At 75.2% G+C, this 19790-nt stretch carries 10 protein-coding genes; 6 read left to right on the forward strand and 4 right to left on the reverse strand.

The annotated features are described in order from the left end of the window. Window positions 1-51: 51 nt before the first annotated feature. From AFM16_RS05805 to AFM16_RS05815, 3 genes are all read right to left on the reverse strand, one after another. Window positions 52-2196: a S9 family peptidase gene (locus tag AFM16_RS05805; protein WP_078632652.1), complete on the reverse strand. Its 2145-nt coding sequence runs from the start codon at window positions 2194-2196 to the stop codon at window positions 52-54. After that, window positions 2169-3953, reverse strand: a complete 1785-nt coding sequence (locus AFM16_RS05810) for an N-acetylglutaminylglutamine amidotransferase (protein ID WP_078632653.1) — start codon at window positions 3951-3953, stop codon at window positions 2169-2171. Before AFM16_RS05810 ends, AFM16_RS05805 begins: the two co-directional genes overlap by 28 nt. Before the next feature lie 121 nt (window positions 3954-4074). After that, complete coding sequence (locus AFM16_RS05815; RefSeq protein WP_078632654.1) at window positions 4075-5280, reverse strand: carboxylate-amine ligase; 1206 nt, start codon at window positions 5278-5280, stop codon at window positions 4075-4077. Window positions 5281-5744: 464 nt separating this feature from the next. Here AFM16_RS05815 and AFM16_RS05820 point away from each other — a divergent pair, with 464 nt between their 5' ends. Together AFM16_RS05820 and AFM16_RS05825 are read left to right on the forward strand one after the other, a co-directional pair. Next, on the forward strand, window positions 5745-7499 hold the full coding sequence (locus AFM16_RS05820) for a cation:proton antiporter (protein WP_078632655.1): 1755 nt from the start codon (window positions 5745-5747) through the stop codon (window positions 7497-7499). 136 nt (window positions 7500-7635) lie between these two features. Further along, window positions 7636-9636, forward strand: a complete 2001-nt coding sequence (locus AFM16_RS05825) for a CASTOR/POLLUX-related putative ion channel (protein ID WP_245177650.1) — start codon at window positions 7636-7638, stop codon at window positions 9634-9636. Here the strand turns inward: AFM16_RS05825 and AFM16_RS05830 are convergent. After that, window positions 9622-11202 (reverse strand): MFS transporter, encoded by a 1581-nt coding sequence (locus AFM16_RS05830; RefSeq protein WP_051780501.1) that lies wholly within the window; start codon window positions 11200-11202, stop codon window positions 9622-9624. The genes AFM16_RS05825 and AFM16_RS05830 overlap by 15 nt on opposite strands. Before the next feature lie 241 nt (window positions 11203-11443). Here AFM16_RS05830 and AFM16_RS05835 point away from each other — a divergent pair, with 241 nt between their 5' ends. From AFM16_RS05835 to AFM16_RS05850, 4 genes are all read left to right on the forward strand, one after another. Beyond that, entirely contained in the window at window positions 11444-12358 is a 915-nt protein-coding gene (locus AFM16_RS05835) for an alpha/beta fold hydrolase (protein WP_078632657.1), read from the forward strand. Further along, window positions 12310-13674 carry an MFS transporter gene (locus tag AFM16_RS05840; protein ID WP_370628021.1) on the forward strand — a complete coding sequence of 455 codons (1365 nt, stop codon included), beginning with the start codon at window positions 12310-12312 and terminating at the stop codon, window positions 13672-13674. Before AFM16_RS05835 ends, AFM16_RS05840 begins: the two co-directional genes overlap by 49 nt. A gap of 287 nt (window positions 13675-13961) precedes the next feature. Beyond that, the gene (locus AFM16_RS05845) at window positions 13962-14828 is read left to right on the forward strand and encodes a DUF4132 domain-containing protein (protein WP_078632658.1); all 867 of its coding nucleotides are present in this window, start codon (window positions 13962-13964) and stop codon (window positions 14826-14828) included. Continuing rightward, complete coding sequence (locus tag AFM16_RS05850; protein ID WP_245177651.1) at window positions 14825-19768, forward strand: DNA-binding protein; 4944 nt, start codon at window positions 14825-14827, stop codon at window positions 19766-19768. The genes AFM16_RS05845 and AFM16_RS05850 overlap by 4 nt, the downstream gene beginning before the upstream one ends. Window positions 19769-19790 lie beyond the last annotated feature (22 nt).

A 19790-nucleotide genomic window follows, 5' to 3' on the forward strand; every position in this document is an offset into this window, starting at 1 on the left:
CCGGTACGGCTCCAGGCGGAGAGCAACCGACCCCCGGGTCGAACAGGCCCGTCAGGCCGTCAAATGGCGTTGGAGCCAGTCTGCCGCTGTTCGGCGGTACAGGCGGCGGTTGTCGGCGCGGAGGAAGTCGTGGCCTTCGTCGCGGAGGGTGAGGAGTCGGGCCGGGAGGCCGCGGTCGCGGGCGGCTCGGACGAACTGTTCGGATTCCGCCGGGGGGACGTTGGTGTCGTGTTCGCCGTGGACCGCGAGCACGGGGACGCGCAGGGCGTCGATGCGGGTCATCGGGGAGAGTTCGCGCAGCAGGTCGCGGTCGTGGTCGGGGTGGCCGTACTTGTGGGCGGCGGACTCCGCGAGCCAGGGTTCCGTGCCGGCGAAGAAGGTCGCGAAGTCGGACATGCCGCAGACGGCGACGCCGGTGCGGAACAGGTCCGGGTGCCGGACCAGGGAGGCGAAGGTGAGGTAGCCGCCGTAGGAGCGGCCCATGACGGCGAGGCGGGTCGGGTCGGCGGGGCCCGCGGGGACGGTGTGCGCCGCGCAGTCGGCGACGTCGTCGAGGGCGGCGAACCGGCCGGTGCCGAGGTCGGCGTCGACGAAGCTCCTGCCGTGGCCGGAGGAGCCGCGGACGTCGGGGGCGAAGACGTCGAGGCCGCGGCCGGTCAGCTCGTGGTAGAGCGGGTTGAAGACGGGGCGTTCCTGTTCCTCGGGCCCGCCGTGCAGATGGATCACGCAGGGCGCCGGTTCGCCCGGGGCGCGGCCGGGCGCGCGGTAGTACCAGCCGCTCAGGGGCAGTCCGTCGCGTGCGGTGAGCCGGAGGAGGACGGGGCGTACGGGCGGGCGGCCGGGCGGGACGGCGTCCTCGTCGCGGGAGGACCAGCGGGTGCGCAGCAGGGTGACGCCCTCCGTCACCGACCAGACGCCGGGGCGGCGCTGGGAGCCGGACAGGGCCGGCAGCAGGTGGCGCGGTCCGGTGACCGTCACTCGGGTGACGACCTCGTGGGGCAGCGGGACGGGTGTCGTGGGCAGAGGGCCGTGCGGGGGGCGGGTGGGGAGGGTCTCGACGAGTTCCAGTTCGCTGGCGCCGCGCGCGTTCCAGGACAGGGCCGCCGTACGGCCGTCGTGGGAGAGCGCGAGGAGGTCGAGGTCGCCGTCCGGCCGTTCGGCGACGACGGTGCGGCCGGGCGAGCGTCCTTCGGCGTCGAGGGTGACGGCGAGGAGGGCGGCGTACTCGCGGTCGTCGTCGCTGCGCAGCCACAGGGTCCGGCCGTCGGGTGAGAAGCGTCCGATCCACGGGTCGCCGTCGGCGACCGGCACGGTGCAGGTCGTCGCCGCGTCGGCGGTGCGCCGGACGACCGCCTCGCGGCGTCCGCGCGGGCCCCGGCGCAGCAGCACGAGCGCGCCGTCGTGGCTGATGTCGCACACGCGCAGGGTCGCGGCGTGGGTCTCGGTGGCGAGCAGGACGGGGGACGCCAGGCCGTCGGGGTCGATCAGATACGCCGACAGGCCGCCGTCGGAACGGACCGAGGAGGGGACGGGCGGGGTCAGTTCCTCGACCACGGTCACGGTCCCGCCGGTCGGGGGCGAGCCGGTGTACGGGGTGCCGCCGAGGAGGGTGGCGCGGCCGTCCCGGTCCCCCCAGTGCGAGGCAGGGGTGGCGTCGGCGGCCGGTGCGGTGAGGGTGACGGCGACGGCCGAGCCGTCGTGCGCCCAGCAGCCCAGGTGGGCGGTGCTGTCGGGGTCGGCTCCGGCGAGGACGCGGCGGCCGGAGCCGTCGGGCCGTACGCACAGCACGCGCGTGTGCTCGCCGCCGCCGGGCGCGGTGGTGTAGGCGATCCAGCGGCCGTCCGGCGACCAGGAGACCTCTTTGACGGGGTCCGGGGCGGAGTCGAGCAGCCGTGCCTCGCCGCCGTCCACCGGCCCGGCCCAGAGCTGGGGCACTCCGCCGCGGTCGCAGATGAAGGCGGCCTCGGTGCCGTCGGGGTCGGCGGAGGGGTACCAGCAGCCGTGGGCGTGCAGCCGGGTCACGGCGTCGCGCGGACCGCTGGTCACCGGCAGGGCGACGGGCACGGGTGCCGGTGCGGCGCGGCCGTCTCCCGCCGCCCGGCCCGGGGCGCCCGGCACGGTGGTCACCGCCCCGGCCGGGGGCGGCGGTGTGCTCCGTTCGCCGGTCGTCACGTGATCCCGTGCGTCTGAAGCCATATCTCCAGCAACGCTACCTGCCACAGCGCGTTCGCTCCCCGTCTGGTGCGGTGCTCGTCGGGTGCCTCCAGGAGCCGGGAGACGTACGGCTCCCGGAAGAGGCCGCGGTGCCTGGCCTCGGGCGCCTCCAGCGCCTCGCGCACCCGTTTCAGGACGGGTCCCGCCATGTGCCGGATGGCGGGGACCGGGAAGTAGCCCTTGGGGCGGTCCACGACGTCACGGGGCAGCAGCCGGCGCCCCGCCGTCTTCAGGACGCCCTTGCCGCCGTCGGCCAGTTTGAGTCCGGGCGGGCAGGCCGCGGCCAGTTCGACGAGTTCGTGGTCGAGGAACGGCACGCGGGCCTCCAGCCCCCACGCCATGGTCATGTTGTCGACGCGTTTGACCGGGTCGTCGACGAGCATCACGTGCGTGTCCAGGCGCAGGGCCGCGTCCAGGGCGGTCTCGGCGCCGGGGACCGCCATGTGCTCGCGGACGAAACGGCCGGAGACGTCGTCGTCGGCCAGCATGCCGGGTTCGAGGACGTCGGCGAGGTCGGCGTGCGGCCGGTCGAAGTAGGTGTCGGCGTACCGTTCGGCGGCGTCCGGGCGGGCGGCCTCGGCGAGCCGCGGGTACCAGTGGTAGCCGGCGAGGACCTCGTCGGCGCCCTGCCCGCTCTGGACGACCTTCACCTCCTTGGACACCTGCTCGGACAGCAGATAGAAGGCGACCGCGTCATGGCTGGTCATGGGCTCGCTCATCGCGGCGACGGCGCCGTCGAGCGCGGTGGAGACCCGGTCGGAGGGGACCATCAGCCGGTGGTGGTCGGTGCCGAACTCGCGGGCCACCAGGTCGGAGTAGGGGAACTCGTCGCCGTCCTCCCCGGCCTCGGACTCGAATCCGACGCTGAACGTCATCAGGTCCCGCTGCCCCTCCTGGGCCAGCAGCGCGACGATCAGGCTGGAGTCGAGGCCGCCGGAGAGCAGCACGCCGACGGGGACGTCGGAGACCATGCGGCGGCGTACGGCGGTGCGCAGCGCGTCGAGCAGGGCGTCGCTCCAGTCGGCGGCGGTCATGTCCGCGTCCTCGGCCCGGCGGGTGTACGACGGCTGCCAGTAGACGTGGTCGCGGTGGGTGCCGTCGGGTTCCACGACGCGCACGGTGGCCGGCGGGAGCTTGCGGACGCCGTTGAGGACGGTGCGCGGGGCGGCGACGGTGGCGTGCCAGCTCAGGTACTGGTGGACGGCGACCGGGTCGAGGGAGGTGTCCACGTCACCGCTGGCGAGCAGCGCGGGCAGGGAGGAGGCGAAGCGGAGCCGGTCCGGGGTGCGGGCCAGGTACAGGGGCTTGATGCCGAGCCGGTCCCGGCCGAGCACGACCCGTCCGGAGCGGTGCTCGACGAGGGCGAAGGCGAACATGCCGTAGAAGCGCTCGACGCAGGCGGTGCCCCACTGGCGGTACGCCTTGAGCACCACCTCGGTGTCGGAGGTGGACATGAAGCGGTGGCCCAGGCCGCGCAGTTCCTCGCGCAGTTCCCGGTAGTTGTAGACGCAGCCGTTGAAGACGGCGGTGAGGCCGGCCTGCGCGTCGGTCATGGGCTGCGCCCCGAGGTCCGACAGGTCGATGATCTTCAGTCGCCGGTGTCCGAGGGCCGCCGCGCCGTGGGTCCAGATGCCCCCGTCGTCGGGTCCGCGTTCGGCGAGCCGTTCGCTCATGCGCTCGACGGCGGCGAGGTCGGGACGGTGACCGTCGAAGCGGATCTCCCCGCTCAGACCGCACATGACGGGGCGCCTCCCTCACGGTCGGCAGCGGGGGACGTGGGGTCGCGGTGGAGGGACGGGTCGTGGGAGTGGCCGGACGGATCGTGTGAGTGGGGGGACGGATCGTGGGTGTCCATGTCATTCACCTGCGGGTCAGCGGCCGTACGGACGGGGCGGGGCCCGTCACGTCGGCGGCGGGAAGGTTCTCACGGGGGGTATCGGTGCGCATGCCGGCCGTGCCGCGGGGCGCGCGTTCCCCGCGGGTCTCGGCGATCAGCATGTCGACACAGGCGAGCAGGTCCTCGTCCTGTGCCGTACGGCGGATGCGGCGGGCCGCGCTGCCGTCGGCGAGGGCCGCCTCGGCCAGCGCGCGGACGGTCTCCAGGTCGCCGTGCGCCTCCAGGGCGGGGCGCAGCCGCGCGAGCAGCGTGCGCACGACCTGGGCCGCGGGTGCCTCCCGGTGGGTCTCGGGGTCCACCAGGTTGCCTTCGAGTCCGGCGCGGGCGGCCCGCCAGGAGGCGCCGCGCAGCCATTCGTGCCGGCCGTCGCACTCGGGGGCGCCGCCGTGGGCGCGCCGGTGGTCGAGGCGGTCGCGGGCGTCGGTCACCAGGGCGCGGAACAGTCCGGCGACGAGCACGACGGTCTCGGCGCGCGGGCAGGAGTCGCAGACGCGCAGTTCGAGGGTCTTCAGGTGGTCGGACGGGCGGAGGTCGTAGTAGATCATCCCGGCGTCGCTGATGGTGCCGGTCCGCACCAGGTCGCTCACCATGGCGTCGTACTCGTCGGCACTCGCGAAGCAGCCGGCCGGGCCGGCGGTGGGCCAGCGCTGCCACAGCAGGGTGCGCCAGCTCGCGTAGCCGGTGTCGGTGCCCTGCCAGAACGGCGAGCTGGCGGAGAGGGCGAGCAGGACGGGCACCCAGGGCGAGATCGCGCACATGATCCGTACGGCGGTGTCGCGGTCGGGCACGTCCACGTGGACCTGGGCGCCGCAGATGAGCTGTTCGTCGGCGACCGTGCGGTAGTCCTCGACCATGTGGCGGTAGCGCGCGCCCTCGGTGGGGTGCGGGGCGACGGCGGGGGCGAGCGGGGCGGTGCCGGCGGCGACCACGGCGAGCCCCAGCGAGGCGGCGGCCGCGTCGAGGCGCCGTCTGGTGGTGACGAGGTCGGTGTGGAGGTCGTCCAGGGAGGTGTGCACCTCGCTGTTGGACTCCACCGTGGAACGGTGCAGCTCGGTGGTGAAGGTACGCCGGGGCAGTCGTCGCAGGATGGGGTCGGCGCGTGGCACGAGCAGCCCGCTCTCCACCTCCAGGACGTGGAACTCCTCCTCCACTCCGATACGAACGCTCACGGTCACTCCTCGGGGCGATACGGAAGGCTGCCCGCTGCCTGTTCGGGACGTCTCGGGACTGCCGAGTCACCAGAACGCCGCTTTTCAAGCCCACCCGCCCATGTGAAACACACAACTCTCAGATGAGCGGTTTCGGGGGGTGCGGGTCTCCACGGGGCCCGGCGTGGCGCACGGGCCGGGCCGGCTGCCGTGTGATCAGGCGGCGGCGACGGTGACGCAGCGGCCGGGTGGGTCCGTCGTGACGACGTCGTGGTACCGCGCGTCGGTCAATGCCTGCCCCCGATCCTCGGAGCGTGCTCCGGTCCCGCCGGGCACGGGGCGTTCGGCCCGTCCACCAACGTAGCCCCGGGGGTGTCTCCCTGCGACTCGGGCGGGGCCATGACACGGCGCACGCCGAGTTGCCGGTGCCGGGGCCCACCGGGTTAATGAAGGGGCGGCCGTGCCGGCGGGCGGGAGGCATCGCTGTGACGGAAGACCAGGTGTTCTGGGGCCTCGGCCTGATCGTCGCGCTGGCGGCCGGCAGCCAGGTCCTCGCGAGCCGGCTGCGGATCCCGGCGCTGATCGTCCTGCTCCCCGTCGGGTTCACCGCCGGTGCCCTCACCGACGCGGTCAACCCCGAGCGGCTGCTCGGCGACGCCTTCTCCCCGCTGGTCTCGCTGGCCGTGGCGGTGATCCTCTACGACGCCGGACTGGGCCTCGACCTGGAACGGTTCCGGGCGCACACCCGGCGGGTCGTGGTGCGGCTGATCTGGCTCGGGACGCTGGTCACCCTGGTCTGCGCGACCCTCGTGGCCCGGCCGCTGCTCGGGATGTCCGAGGGGGCGGCCGTGATGCTCGCGGCGATCCTGGTGGTGTCCGGGCCCACGGTCGTCGGTCCGCTGCTCGCCTTCGTCCGGCCCACCGAACGGTTGCAGCGGATCCTCGTCTGGGAGGGGTCGCTGATCGATCCGGTGGGCGCCGTCCTGGGCGCGCTGGTCTTCCACGCCGTCTCGGCCGGTCAGCGCGCCGGGGTGGGGAGCCAGCTCGGCCACTTCGCGGTGAGCGCGGCGGTGGGTGTGGTGGGCGGGGTCGTCGGGACGGTCGTGGTCACGGCGGCGCTGCGCCGGCTGCGGCTCGGTGAGGTGCTGGGCAGTACCGTGCAGCTCGCGGCGGTCGTCGCGGTGGCGGCCGGCTGCGACGTCGTCCGGGACGACACCGGGCTCATCGCCGCCGTTCTGATGGGGCTGGCGGTGGCGAACCTGCCGGGGTCGGGCGTCTCCGCGCGGCGGCCGTTCTTCGAGACCCTGGTGAATCTGATCATCGGTCTGCTGTTCGTCTCCATCTCGGCCACCGTCACCCCGCAGTCCCTGCGGCACGTGGTGCTGCCCGCGCTGGGGCTGGTGGCGTTCCTGGTCCTGGTGGTCCGGCCGCTGATCGCGGCCGCGTCGACGCTCGGGACGGATCTGCCGGCCGGGGAACGGGGGTTCATCGGGTGGATGGCCCCGCGCGGGATCGTGGCCGCGGCCACCGCCTCGACGTTCTCCGCGCCGCTGGTGGACAAGGGGGTGGCCGGGGCGGCGAGGATCCTGCCGGCGGTGTTCGTGGTGATCGTCGCCACCGTCACGCTGTACGGGCTGAGCGCGGCGCCGGTGGCGCGGCGGCTGGGCGTGCTGCGGTCGGCGCGGTCCCGGCCGCTGCTGGTGGGCGGGGATCCGTGGGTGGTGGACCTGGGGCGGGCGCTGCGTTCGGCGGGGCTCGACGTGATGATGTGGGCGGGGCGGGAGGAGGAGCGTACGGCGATCCGCGCCGCCGGGATCCCGCTGGCGCCGGGGGAACTCTTCGCCGCGGCCACCGGCGCCGGGGCGGAACTCGAGGGCCTGACCGACGTGCTGCTCCTGACCGGCGAGGACGACTTCAACGCGCTGGCGGCCACCAATCTGGAGGGGACCGTCGAAGGCACGGTCCACCGGCTGGGACCGCCCGCCGGAAGCCAGGGCGTGATCGCGCCCTACGCGAGCGGCCGGGTCCTCTTCACCCCCGACCTGACCGGCCCCGAACTGACCCGCCGCCACACCGAGGGCGCCCGGGTCGTGACACACCGACTCGAAGGCGACGTCCCCTTCCCGGCCCCCCACCGCCTCCTGTTCCTGATCCGCGACGACGGCCTCCTCCTCCCCGTCACCCGAACCGACACCCCGACCCCGAGACCGGGCGACCTGGCCGTACTCCTGACCGACTGACGTGCGCCGGGCGCCGCCCCGGCGGCATGTTCCCGAAAGGATGAATGACCCGGTGGGACGGCGTGTCGCCGGACGGCAGACCGCACGCTTCGTCTCCGGGAACCGCGGAAGCGGGCGGCGGACTCAGGGGGCAGGTGTGGCACAGCGGCAGCGGCCGACGTCGTTACGGGACCGGGCGCGCTACCTGTTCGACAGGACGCTCGCGCGCAGCACGGGCGCGCTGCTCGGCTGGCTGGCCCTGTGCTGTCTGGCGGTCGTCGTCCCGGTGAGCGCCCTGCTGGTGTGGACGGACCCCGCCGCGCCGCGCTCCCTGTCCGGGCGGCTCACGGCCGTGTGGCGCACCAGCGCGGAGACGCTGCGGCTGGGCGGGGTGACGGGCGCGCCGCTGCGGATGCTGCTGTCGGTGCTGCTCGGGCTGATCACCCTGCTGTGCGTGTCGACGCTGGTCGGGGTGATCACCACGGGTCTGGGCGACCGGCTGACGGAGTTGCGCCGGGGCCGTTCGACGGTCCTGGAGCGCGGTCACGCGGTGGTGCTCGGCTGGTCGGACCAGGTGTTCACGGTGGTCGGCGAGCTGATCGCCGCGCGGGCCGAGGAGGGCGGGGGCGTGGTGGCGGTGCTCGCCGACCGGGACACCGCCGAGATGCAGACGGCGCTCGCGCCCGCGCCGGGGACCGCTCCCGGGGTCCGGCTGGTCTGCCGTACCGGCTCGCTGACGGATCCGGCGGCGCTCGCGCTGGTCACCCCGGCCGCGGCGGCCTCGGTGCTGGTGCTGCCGGCCGAGGGGGCCGACGCCGACCTGGAGGTCGTACGGACCCTGCTGGCGCTGCGGGCCGCGCTCGGGGCGCGGACCGGGCCGCCGGTGGTGGCGGCGGTGCGCGACGAGCGGCATCTGCCGGCCGCGCGGCTGGCGGCCGGACCGCTGGGGACGGTGCTGGAGACCGAGGTGACGACGGCGCGGCTGCTGGTGCAGGCGGCGCGGCGCCCCGGGCTGCCGGCGGCGCTGCGCGACCTGCTGGACTTCGCAGGGGCCGAGTTCCATGTGGTGGACGCGCCGGACCACCTGGTGGGACAGGATTTCGGTGGGATCGCGCTGTGCTTCGAGGCGTCCTGCGTCGTCGGGTTCCTGACCGCGGACGGCCGTGCGCTGCTCGCCCCGGCGCCGGACACAGTACTCGCGGCCGGGGACCGGCTCGTGGTCGTCGCCCGGGACGCGGTGACCGCCGCCTCCGCCGTGCCCGTCGACTGCCGTCCGGCCGTCGACCCCACGGCCATGGCGGCGGGCGGGCCGGAGGCGCCGGAGCCGTCGCGGGTGCTGGTGCTCGGCTGGAACCGGCGGGCGCCGCTCGTGGTCGACCTGCTGCGCCGCACCGTCGGTCCGGGGTCCCGCCTGGACGTGGTCACCGGGCCGAACGGCGGCGCGCGGCCCACGACGGGCCCGGACGGCACGGACCGCCTCGATGTCGTGTTCCGCCCCGGAGACCCGGTCCGGGAGGAGACGCTGCGCGGCCTCGACGTGTTCGGTTACGACCGTGTCCTGGTCCTCGCGCCGGATCCGGAGGCCGGTGCCGAACGGCCCGACGACCGCACCCTGCTGACCCTGCTGGTGCTGCGGTCGCTGGAGGAGGAGACGGGCCGGGCGCTGCCGGTGGTGGCGGAGCTGTGCGAGCACCGCAGCCGGGCGCTGGCGCCGCTGGGCCCGGCGTCCGACGCGGTCGTCCGGGGTGAACTCACCGCGCTGCTGATGGCGCAGATCGCGCACGGCCCGGAACTGGCCGCGGTGTTCGAGGAGTTGTTCGCCGCCCGGGGCGGCGCGCTCGCGCTGTGTCCGGCCGGGGACCATGTGACGCCCGGCCGTGAGGCGTCCTTCGCCACGGTGGTCGCGGCGGCCCTGGAGCGGGGCGCGTGCGCGATCGGGTACCGCGCGCACGGCGCCGGCCGTAGCGGGGGACTTCGGCTCTGCCCCCGCAAGGACGAACGGCGGGTGTGGGGCGCCGAGGACGAGATCCTCGTCCTCACGGCGGCACCCGGCGGGAGCGAGGACGCGCACCGCACCGACGGCGGGCGGGACCGGGTGCCGCGGATGCGGCTGTCCCACGAGGGAGGCGATTCGCCGAGCGGGCTATCCCTTGGGTGAAGTGGGTGAGGTGGGTGCGGGCGACGGTGACGGTGCCTGCGGTGCGGGCGCGTTCGCGCTCTCGTCCGCCGCCGTCTGCGTCCCCGCGCCGCCCGGATGGCGCAACGCGCACAGGAAACCGATGCCGAGGGCGATCGCCATGCCATAGAACACCCACTGGTTGGCCTCGGCGAAGTCCATCCGGATCGAGGACATCGCGTCGCGCATCGCCGTCGCGGCCGGGCTGTCGCCGGTCGGGGTACGGGCGTCCGCGTTCCCGGTGACCGCCTCGGTCACGTCCCTGGCCACCGAGTTCGCCGTCGCCGAGGACACCCCGCGCTCCTGGAGTGTGTCCACCACCTTGTCCGTCATGGTGTGCGTCAGCATCGTGCCGAAGACGGCCATGCCGACGCTCGCCGCGTAGTTGCGGACGGTCTGGGTGATGCCGGTGACCTCGCCGTACGAGGCGTCGATGGCGCGGTTGACGGCGTCCGTCGAGGCGGGCGCGAGGATGAAGCCGATGCCCGCGCCGGCCAGCGCCGCGTAGGGCCACTGGTCGTGCATGGACAGGTCGGTGAGCTTGCCGGCCCACAGCGCGAAGCCGACGGCCCCGACCACACAGCCGGTCTTCATCGCCGGGCGGGCGCCCCGCTTGTCGAGGATCCGGCCGCCCCACTGGGAGGCGATCGCGAACCCCACGAAGAAGTACAGCAGGTACAGGGCCGCCTGGTTGGGCGAGGCGCTCAGCGAGACCTGGGCGTACACCGAGGCGAAGAAGAACAGGGGGACGAACGCCAGCATCGCGAAGAACAGCACCAGCGAGTCCACGGTGAAGGCGCGGTCGCGGAACACCGCGAGGTTGACCAGCGGGTGCCGGGTGCGCAGTTCGTAGCGGCAGAACACGTACAGCACGGCGAGGCCGCCCACGATGCAGGCCCAGGTGGCCACGCTGTCCCAGCCCCAGGCGGACGCCTGCTGGAAGCCGAGCACGCTGGCGCCCATGCCGACGGCGATGAGGACCGCGCCCTTGACGTCGAGGGACTCCGGGCGCCGCCGGTCGGAGATGTGGGCGACGGCGGTGAGGATCAGCGCGATGATCGCGACCGGCACGTTGACCCAGAAGATCGCCCGCCAGGTCCACGACGTCAGCCAGCCGCCGAGCAGCGGGCCCAGCGCGGTGAGGGCGCCGGTGAGGCCGAAGAACAGGGCCAGTGCCCGGCCCCGCCGTTCGACGGGGAACACCGCCACGACCACGGCGAGCGCGGCCGGGAAGAGCATCGCCGCGCCGAGACCCTGGGTCGCCCGGAAGATGATCAGCCAGGTCAGCGCGGCGTCGCCCTTGGGGACGCAGCCGCACAGCACCGAGGAGATCACGAAGACCAGCGTGCCCACGATGACGATGCGGCGGGGCCCCAGCAGGTCGGCGAGGCGTCCGCCGAGGGCGAAGAAGGCGGCCAGGGACAGCAGATAGGCGTTGATCACCCATTGCATGCCCGAGCCGGACAGTCCGAGTTCCGAGACGATGTCGGGGGCCGCGATGGACACGATCGTCTGGTCGATGAAGGTCATCGCCACCGCGAACATCATCGCCGCGAGCGCCACCGACTGATTGCCCGCGCGTCCGGCGCCCGGTGCGCTGCCGTCGCCTTGTGCATGAGTTCGGCTCACCCGGTCAGTCTGCGCCCGCTCCAGTGGGCCCGCACGCCGAGATCACGTGTGCCGAGGTGACGTATGACGGGCTTGTGCCGACGATGGTGCTGACCTGCGGGGCAGAACCCGGGGGTGGTGCGCGGAGCTCGCGCCCGAGCCGTCGTCCGAGGAGGAGAGCATGGCCCCGTCGAGTACGGCCCAGGACGCCAGGACCGGGGCCGGGGCCCCGCGCAGGATCGCCCTGGAGGGCGCGGGAGTACGGCTGTCGGCGCTGCTCGCCGAGCCCGCGGACGGCGCGCCGCGGGCCGCGGTCGTCGCCCTGCACGGCAGCGGGATGAACGCCGCGTACTTCCACGCGCGGGCCGATCCCCGGCTGTCGCTGCTGGCCCTCGGCCCCCGGCTGGGCTACACGGTCCTCGCGCTGGACCGGCCGGGATACGGGCGGTCGGCGTCGGCCGTGCCGGACGGGCAGCGGCTGGCGGAGCAGACCCGGACCGTGCGGGCCGCGCTCGCGGACTTCGCCGCCCGGCACGGCACCGGGGCGGGCACGTTCCTGCTCGCTCACTCGTTCGGCGGCAAGGTGGCGCTGACCGCGGCGGCGGACGACGGGGTCCCGGGGCTGCTGGGGCTGGACGTGTCGGGCTGCGGCCACGAGTACGCCGTGCCGCCGGGCGCGGTGTCGGACCTGGACGGTCCCGAGCGGCGGCGCCGCAACTGGGGTCCGCTGCGGCTGTATCCGCCGGGGACGTTCGTCGCGGGCGGGGCGTTCGTGGCGACGGTGCCGCCGCGGGAGTTCGCGGACCTGGAGGACTGGCCGCGGGTCCTGGACACCGCGGCGCCGCGGATCCGGGTGCCGGTGCGCTTCACCTTCGCCGAGCACGAGGGCTGGTGGCGGCACGACGACGCCCGGCTGCGGAGTCTGCGGGCCCGCTTCACGGCGGCGCCCCGCGTGGTCGTCGAGCGGCGGGCGGACGCCGGACACAACATCAGCCTCGGCTGGGCGGCCCGTTCCTACCATCTGAGCGCCCTGGCGTTCCTGGAGGAGTGCCTGGTGCGCGCCGAGGCGGCGCCGCCCGGGGCGCGGGTCTCCTGACCGTGCCCCGGGGCGTCCTGGGCACCGCCTTCCGCTCGGCCTTCCACACCGCGTTCAGCTCGGCCTTCCGCTCGCTGTCGGTGCGCAACTTCCGGCTGTTCGCGGCCGGTCAGGTGCTGTCCGTGTCCGGCACCTGGATGATGGTCGTCGGCCAGGACTGGCTGGTGCTGACCCTCACCGACTCACCGGGGACGGCGCTGGCGGCGGTGACGGCCGCCCAGTTCACGCCGATGCTGCTGCTGACCCTGTACGGCGGGCGGCTCGCCGACCGCCATGCCAAACGGCCCCTGCTGGCCTGGTGCAACGCGGCGTCCGGGGCCGGTGCGCTCGGTCTCGGGGTGCTGGTGGCCCTGGACGCGGCCCGGCTGTGGCATCTGCTGCTGTTCGGCTGCTGGCTGGGCACGGTCAACGCGGTGGAGGTGCCCACCCGGATGGCGTTCGTCGGCGAGCTGGTCGGCCCCGAACTGCTGCCGAACGCCTCGGCGTTGAGCGCCGCCTACTTCAACGTGGCCCGGGTGGTGGGTCCCGCGGCGGCCGGTCTGCTGATCGCGGTCGCCGGGGTGGGGCCGCTGATGCTGCTCAACGCCGTGAGCCATGTCGCCGTCGTGGTGGCCCTGCGGCGCATGGACCCCGCCGCGCTGCGGCCGGTCGCGCCGGGCGCCCCCGGCCGGATCGCCGACGGGCTGCGGTACGTGCGGGGGCGGCCCGATCTGGTCGTGACGCTGACGCTGGTGGCGTTCGTCGCGCTGTTCGGGATGAACTTCCCGCTCACGCTGCCGCTGCTGGCCAAGACCGTGTTCCATGCGAGCGCGGGCACGTTCGGGCTGCTGACCACGGCGTTCGCGCTGGGCTCGCTGGCGGGCGCGCTCGCCACCACGGCGCGCAGGACCCGTCCGTCGGCCCGGCTGGTGGCGGGCGCGGCCGTGGTGTTCGGCGTCCTGGAGGCGGCCTCGGGGCGGGCTCCCGGCTACGGCTCGGCGGCCGTGCTGCTCGCCGCGACCGGCTGTGCCGCGATCGTGTTCTCGCAGGCCGCCAACCACCGGGTGCAGTTGGGCAGCGATCCGCGCTACCGCGGCCGGGTGCTGGCCCTGTACACGCTGATCCTCCAGGGTTCGACGCCGGTCGGGGCGGTGCTCATCGGCTGGCTCACCACCCGCTTCGACGCGCGCGCCGGTCTGTACGCCGGGGGTCTGCTCTCCCTGGTGTCCGTGCTCGCCGTGGTGCTCGCCGACCGGCTCCGCCGCCGGCGCCGCACGGCGCGCACGGAGCGCACGGAGCGTGAGCGCGCCCGGCGGGCCGCGCCCGACCTGCGGTGACCGGCCGGTAGTACGTACCCGCCTACGTAGATCTACGGATGCGGCGGGCCGCCTCCTCGGATTGGCTTGCCGTACGCCGGAGGGGACGTCCCGCGCGCGCCCGCGTGTTGCCGGTCCCCGGCGGCCGGAAGGGGCCGCAGGCGGGTGGCGGGGGCCGCGGGCCGGGGGGCCCGGGACCGATTGTCAGTGGCCGCCGCTAGCGTTTGACCATCGTCGCACTGGGGCCGGGATTCCCCCGGCTGAACTGTGCTTTCTTCTTGTGCTCTTGACGCGGAAGGCTGTGGCTCGTGGGTTGGCTGTCGGCGGGTGACGGGTATGAAGTCGCCCTGGTGGAGGGGCGGGTGGCGGCACGCGCCACCTCGGGCCGGGCGGCGGGGCGGCAGTTGAAGTCGCTGCCGCGCGCCCTGAAGGACCACCCGGAGGTGGACCGGCTGCGGCGGTTCGCCGAGTGGCTGGACCGGCACGCCACGGCGTGCGTCGCGCAGACCGACGCCTGGATGGTGTCGTCACTGCCCGTGCCCACCGGTCTGCTGGCCCGGGTGTGGCCGGACGAGGCGTGGCAGCGCGCGCTGCGCGATCTGGCGGTGGTCGGCGACGACCCGGACGAGGTCGGATTCCTGCGCGGCGCCACCGAGTCCGGCGAGCTGCGGATCGTCAACCTCGACGGCGAGACGGTCCGGCTGTCCCCGCGCACGGTGACCCTGCCGCATCCGGTGCTGCTGCCGGACCTGGACGACCTGCGGGAGTTCGCCGCCGAGCTGGGGATCGTGCAGGGCGTCGAGCAGATACACCGGGCGACCTGGCGGCGGCCCGACGACCTGGCCCCGAAGGCCACCGAGGTGCGGGACTTCGCCGGCGGGTCGTTCCGCTCCCGGTTCGCGCTCGCCGCGCGCGCCTCCTCGCTGGGCTACCGGGTCTCCGGCGGCTACGCCACCGCCCGGGTGCGGGACGGCGGGCGGACCGTGGAGGCGTCGGTGTGGATCGGGGAGCCGTACTGGGACGACCAGGTGGAGACCGGTGCTCTCACCTGGCAGGACCAGGAGGGCCAGGCGCTCGCGCTGCGCGAGGTGGGCCCGGTGGCGTGGTCGGAGGGGATGCGGATGGCGGCGGCGCTGTACGCGGGGCGCGAGATCGAGGAGGGCAAGGACGCATGAGCGGGGGGACAGAGGTGTCGAGCGGGGGGACCGGGGTGCCGGGGACCGTGGTGTCGTACGAGGAGCTGCTGACGGCGGGCGGGGTGCTGCCGCCGGACACCGAGGGGGCCGGGGAGCGGGCGGTGCCGCTGACCACGCGCTCGTACCGGCATCCGGGGCTCGACGACCGGGTGGTGGTGCGGCTGGTCGCCGGGGAGCTGGGCGCGGCGGAGGATCTGGCCGCCGGATATCTGGGCCTGGAGCCGGACGCGGAGCCGGCCGTGGTGGGGCTCGGCCTGCGTCAGTCGCTGGGCTTCCCGGAGTGGGTGCTGGTGCATCATCCGCGGGACGGGCGGCACGCGTTGGGCGTCGTCCCCGATCTGGAGCGGGCGGCCCGGCAGGCCAAGTCCAAGCCGAAGGCGGCCCTGGACGCCTATCTGGAGCTGGGCGCCCGGCTCGCGGCCTCGGTGCCGCACTTCCTTCCGACGTTCTACGAGCAGGCCGGGCGGGTGTTCCTCGCCGAGGAGAACGCCACCTACGCGGCCCAGTTGTTCACCCGGGCCCGCAAGGCCGAGGCGGAGCACGGTCTGGTGGTCGAGGAGGAGCGGCTGGACGCCATCTTCCTGGAGTTCGCGCTGGCCGGCGCGCTGCCGGTGAAGGTGCTGTCGGGGTACGCGAAGGAGCTGGCCGCGCGGGTGCCGGCCGAGGAGGCGCTGCGCCGCTTCACCCGGCTGTGCCTGCGCCGCACGGCGGGCGGTCTGCCGCCGTCCGCGCAGATGGCGACCGACCTGCGCAGGCTGGCCCGGGCCGCGGGCCGGGACGCGGATCTGACGGAGCAGGAGTATCTGGCCGAGCTGCTCGGGCTGCCGGCCACGCTGCGCGCGGCGGCGGGCTGGTGGAAGGGGCACCGGGCGGCCCTGGTGGGGCTGGCGGCGCGCGAGCCGCGGGTGCGGGGCGCCCTGCTGGACCTGATCCCGTCCTGCCACGACGACGAGATGCCCGCGCTGTGGCTGGGCGTCCTGGAGGCGTCCGGTGCCGTGGCGGCGCTGTGGGACGGCTCGCTGCCGGAGGAGGAGCGGCCGCGGGACGGCGCGGCGGGCTGGCTGGAGCGGTTCCTGGCGTTCCGGGAGCGGGTGCGGTCCTGGCGCGGCTCCACCCGCATGGCGGAGCTGTATCCGCTGGTGGAGCGGGCCGCGGACCGGCTGCGGGAGGAACTCGCCGCCGCCGGGCGCGGGTTGCGCGTCGAGCACGACATCGACCTGATCGACCTGCTGCTGTCGCTGGACGTGCCGGTGGCCGACCCGGGCCGGGGCGCGCATCTGCCGCTGGTGCAGTGGGCGTCGGGCGAGGGGCACCGTGAGCTGCTGTCGCTGGGGGCCGACACGCGCTTCCACGACGCGTTCCTGCGCGGCGCCGAGCAGTTCTCGGACAACGAGCACACGCTGCGGGCGATCCGGCTGCTGGCGGTGTCGCCGGGCGGGCGGCCGCTGCTCACCGAGTGGGTGCGCCGGGTGGTGCGGCGGTTCACGGCCGTCGGCCTGCCCCAGCTCCCGGACGCGCTGAGCCGGCTGAAGTGGCTGCCCGCCGAGGCGCTGGCGCTGGCGGAGGACGAGGTCCGCGCGGCCGCCGCCACCGACCTCGCGCCGGTGCTGGCGCGCACCCTGCGGGCCGGTCTCTTCGACGAACTGGGCTGGCCCGCCTGGGAGGACGCGACGGCCACGCTCGTCCCGAGGAACGACGTCGAGGACGTGATCGTCGCCGACGCCTGGCCCCACCTCATCGTGGCGGGCGCCGCGCAGGCCCGGGTGATCGGCGCCGAGGGCACGGTCCTCACCCACGACCTGCGGATCCCCGCCGACGAGCGGTGGGGCGACCCCGGTTTCCATCATGTGGACGGCGAACTGCTCGTCTACTGGCGCAGCCGCGGCGACGGCCTGCGCGGCTACTGGCACACCCGCGCCGACCGCATCCAGACCATCGAGGGCCCGGGCACCACGCGGGGCACCGAGATGGACTGGTACCGGGGCGACCTTCCGGTCACCCTGCCGCTGCCCGGCGGCGGCCGGACCACCGGCGCCCGTGTCCTGTACGCCGGGGACACCACGCTGCCCGAGGAGCGCGCGATCATCTCCGACGGCGTCGCGCACTGGGTGTGGCGGTCCGCCGACGACGGGACGTACGGCTGGTTCGAGTACGACCCGGCGACCGGGGAGACCGGCCGGGCGAGCCTGCCCGCGTTCCTGGCCGACGCGCTGCGCGGCGCGCCCGCGGGCAGTGTCTTCGAGGGCGGCCGGCTGCGCCCCGCGCCGGCGTCCGGCCCCGGGCCCGCCGCCGCGCCGGTGGACGGTCTGGTCGGGCTGCGCCGGGTGACGCTGCCCGACGGCTCCCGGCGCACCGAGGACCTCGCCGGCCGCTCGGTGACCCTGCCCCGGTACATGAACTGGCCTGCCGCGCTGGTGGTGTTCCCCGGCGACGACCGGCCGCGTGCCGTCGTCCGCGGGGCCTGGCAGCTCGACCTGGTCGACCCCGACGGCATCGTCACCTCGTGGGCCAAGACGGACCGCACCCCCGGCATCTTCGGCGAGGGCACGCTGCTGCTGCCCCCGACGCAGTACTGGGAGCATCTGACGCCCCGTGACCCGCAGGGTTCGGTGGCGCTGCGCACCATCGACCGGGAGACGTCGGCGGCCCTGCTGGCGGCCGGCGCGCTGGAGGACGAGAAGGCGCTGCCGACGGCGATCCGCGCCCTGCTGCCCGTCACCCACGACGCGCTCGTCGCGGGCATCGCCGGAGTGGTGCGGCACGCGGCGGGCCAGCAGGCCGTGCTGGACCAGGTGGCCGCCCGGCTGACCCGGGCGCTCGACGGCGGCCTGGAGGAGGAGGGCCCGGCCGGTCCGCCCGACGTCCTGCTGCTGGACGCGATCAGCGGGCTGTACTCGCCGCGCGGCTACTGGTGGAACCGCGACGAGGAGGCCGACACCGTCTTCCGCTCCCTGCGCGTCCTGACCCGGGCCGCCGGGCTCGACGGGGCCGCCGTGCCGGCGGAGCGGACCGCCGCGCTGCACCTGGACGGGCCCGCGCTGCCGTCCGGGAACCCGGACCTGGACACGCTGTTCGACCGGGTCACCGCCCTGGCGTTCCGCGCGGCGGCCGGCACCACCCCGGAGGAGCACCGCGAGGTCCTGCGCACCCTGCTCGCCCGGTTCGACGCGCTGGGTCTGTCGACGGCCGCCGCGTCCGGGCACTGGCGCAGGGTGGTCGTGCGGCTGGCGGCGAGTGCGCTGCGCACCCCGGCGGGCGAGTGGCGCGAGGGCGCGTGGACCGGGCTGCTGCCGCTGGGCGGCGGTGCCTTCCTCGCCGTCACCGGCCGCCGTTCGACCCACGACGACGGCTGTGTGTTCACCGGCATCCACCACGACCCGGCCGGACGGTTCGAGACGCCGGACCCCTACACGGTCCTGGAGTCGGCGCCGCTCGGCGAGAGCGCCGGGGCGGACCGGGCCGCGGCGGTCCTCGCGGAGCTGGCCGCCCGCGGACCGGCGCCCTGGTTCCCGGCGGCCGCCGAGGAGTTCGCCCGGCTCACCGGCGTCACCGACACCATGGCCCGGCTGCTCGTGGCCGGTCTGCCCCGGGTCGACGAGTACGAGCGGACGTTCCTGACCGCCGAGGCCCGCGCGCTCCTCGGCGTGAAGGTGGCCCCGGCCGCCGTCGCCAAGGACGAACTGCGCGGTGTCGACGGCGACATCCGCGCCGCCGTGGTCGGCGCGCTGGTGCCCGCCGACCCCGCCCGGCTGTGGACCGAGGGCCCCGACGTGACGGCGGCGGCCGAGGTGTGGAACAGCAGGGTGGGCCGGCGCACGGCCGTCCCCGAGGAGCTGCTCAGCGACGCGCTGCGCGCCGTCCGGCACACCCGGTGGGAGGTGCGGCAGGCGCTGCCGGCCCTGCTGCACCCGGCCGGTGAGCCCCGGCTCACCCGGGACCTGGAGTGGGCGGTCTCCGGCGACCGGGTGCGTCCCGTCGGGGAGAACCCGGTCGGGTTCACCGCGGACATCCTGATCGGCTCGGTCGGGCTCGCCGCCTGGCTCGCCCACCGGCTGCCCGCCGGCGACCCGGCCCGGGCCGCGCTGCCGCCCGCGCTCACCGCCGTGCGCACCCGGCTGGCCCACCCCGGACTCGTCCTGGACCTCGGGGAGTACATCCGCCTCTCCGCGTTCCGCAAGACCGCCGGCGCCCCGACCGAGGCCGGCCACGGCTACGAGCGGTACGGCGCCCTCATCCTCGCCACGCACGACGACCAGCCGGCCCCGGGCCTGCGGGTCGACCTGCTCGACGAGGCCGGTGAGGACCCGTACCTGCCCGCGGCGCGCACCGGCGACCAGCGGCCCTACCCGGCCGAGGTGGCGCTGCGGCTCGCCCGCTCGCCCCGGTTCGCCGCGCTGCTCGCCGACCCCGGCGACCCGGCGGCGGGTGAGCGGGGCAAGGACGGCACCTGGTGGCCGCAGGACCCGAGCCGCTCCGTGCCCGACCTGGTCACCCTGGCGGCCAAGGAGCACGGCATCGGCGAGGACGCCGCCACGCTCTATCTGATGCTGCTCGCCATGCCCGACCCCACCGACCGGACGACGGCCCGGTGGACCGGATGGAAGCCGGCCCGTCTCAAGGCCGCCCGCGCCGAACTGGCCGCAACCGACCTCGTGGTGCAGGCCAGCCGCACCCGGGCCGGACGCTCCCTCTTCCTGCCCGGCGGCTGGGCCGACCTCGGCGCGCCGCGCGTCCCGCTGGAGCGGTGGAAGCTGCCGCTCTACGACGGCCTGCTCAGCGGTGAGCACGCGCAGTTCGGCGTGATCGTCCCGGCCGAACCGGCGGCGGAGCTGTACCGCAGAGCCTGGCAGCGGGTCCAGGACGGCGACGGGCCCCGCTTCGAGGAGCTGAAGGTACGACGCGGCGGACGGCGCCGCTGACACCGGGCGGCGACGGGCACCG

Source organism: Streptomyces antibioticus (genome assembly GCF_002019855.1).
GTDB lineage: Bacteria > Actinomycetota > Actinomycetes > Streptomycetales > Streptomycetaceae > Streptomyces > Streptomyces antibioticus_B.

What these genes read in the sequence shown, in the direction of transcription:
- AFM16_RS05805 (WP_078632652.1), bottom strand. Translation starts at nt 2,196, where the DNA reads ATGGCTTCAGACGCACGGGATCACGTGACGACCGGCGAACGGAGCACA.
- AFM16_RS05810 (WP_078632653.1), bottom strand. Translation starts at nt 3,953, where the DNA reads ATGTGCGGTCTGAGCGGGGAGATCCGCTTCGACGGTCACCGTCCCGAC.
- AFM16_RS05830 (WP_051780501.1), bottom strand. Translation starts at nt 11,202, where the DNA reads ATGATGTTCGCGGTGGCGATGACCTTCATCGACCAGACGATCGTGTCC.
- AFM16_RS05835 (WP_078632657.1), top strand. Translation starts at nt 11,444, where the DNA reads ATGGCCCCGTCGAGTACGGCCCAGGACGCCAGGACCGGGGCCGGGGCC.
- AFM16_RS05850 (WP_245177651.1), top strand. Translation starts at nt 14,825, where the DNA reads ATGAGCGGGGGGACAGAGGTGTCGAGCGGGGGGACCGGGGTGCCGGGG.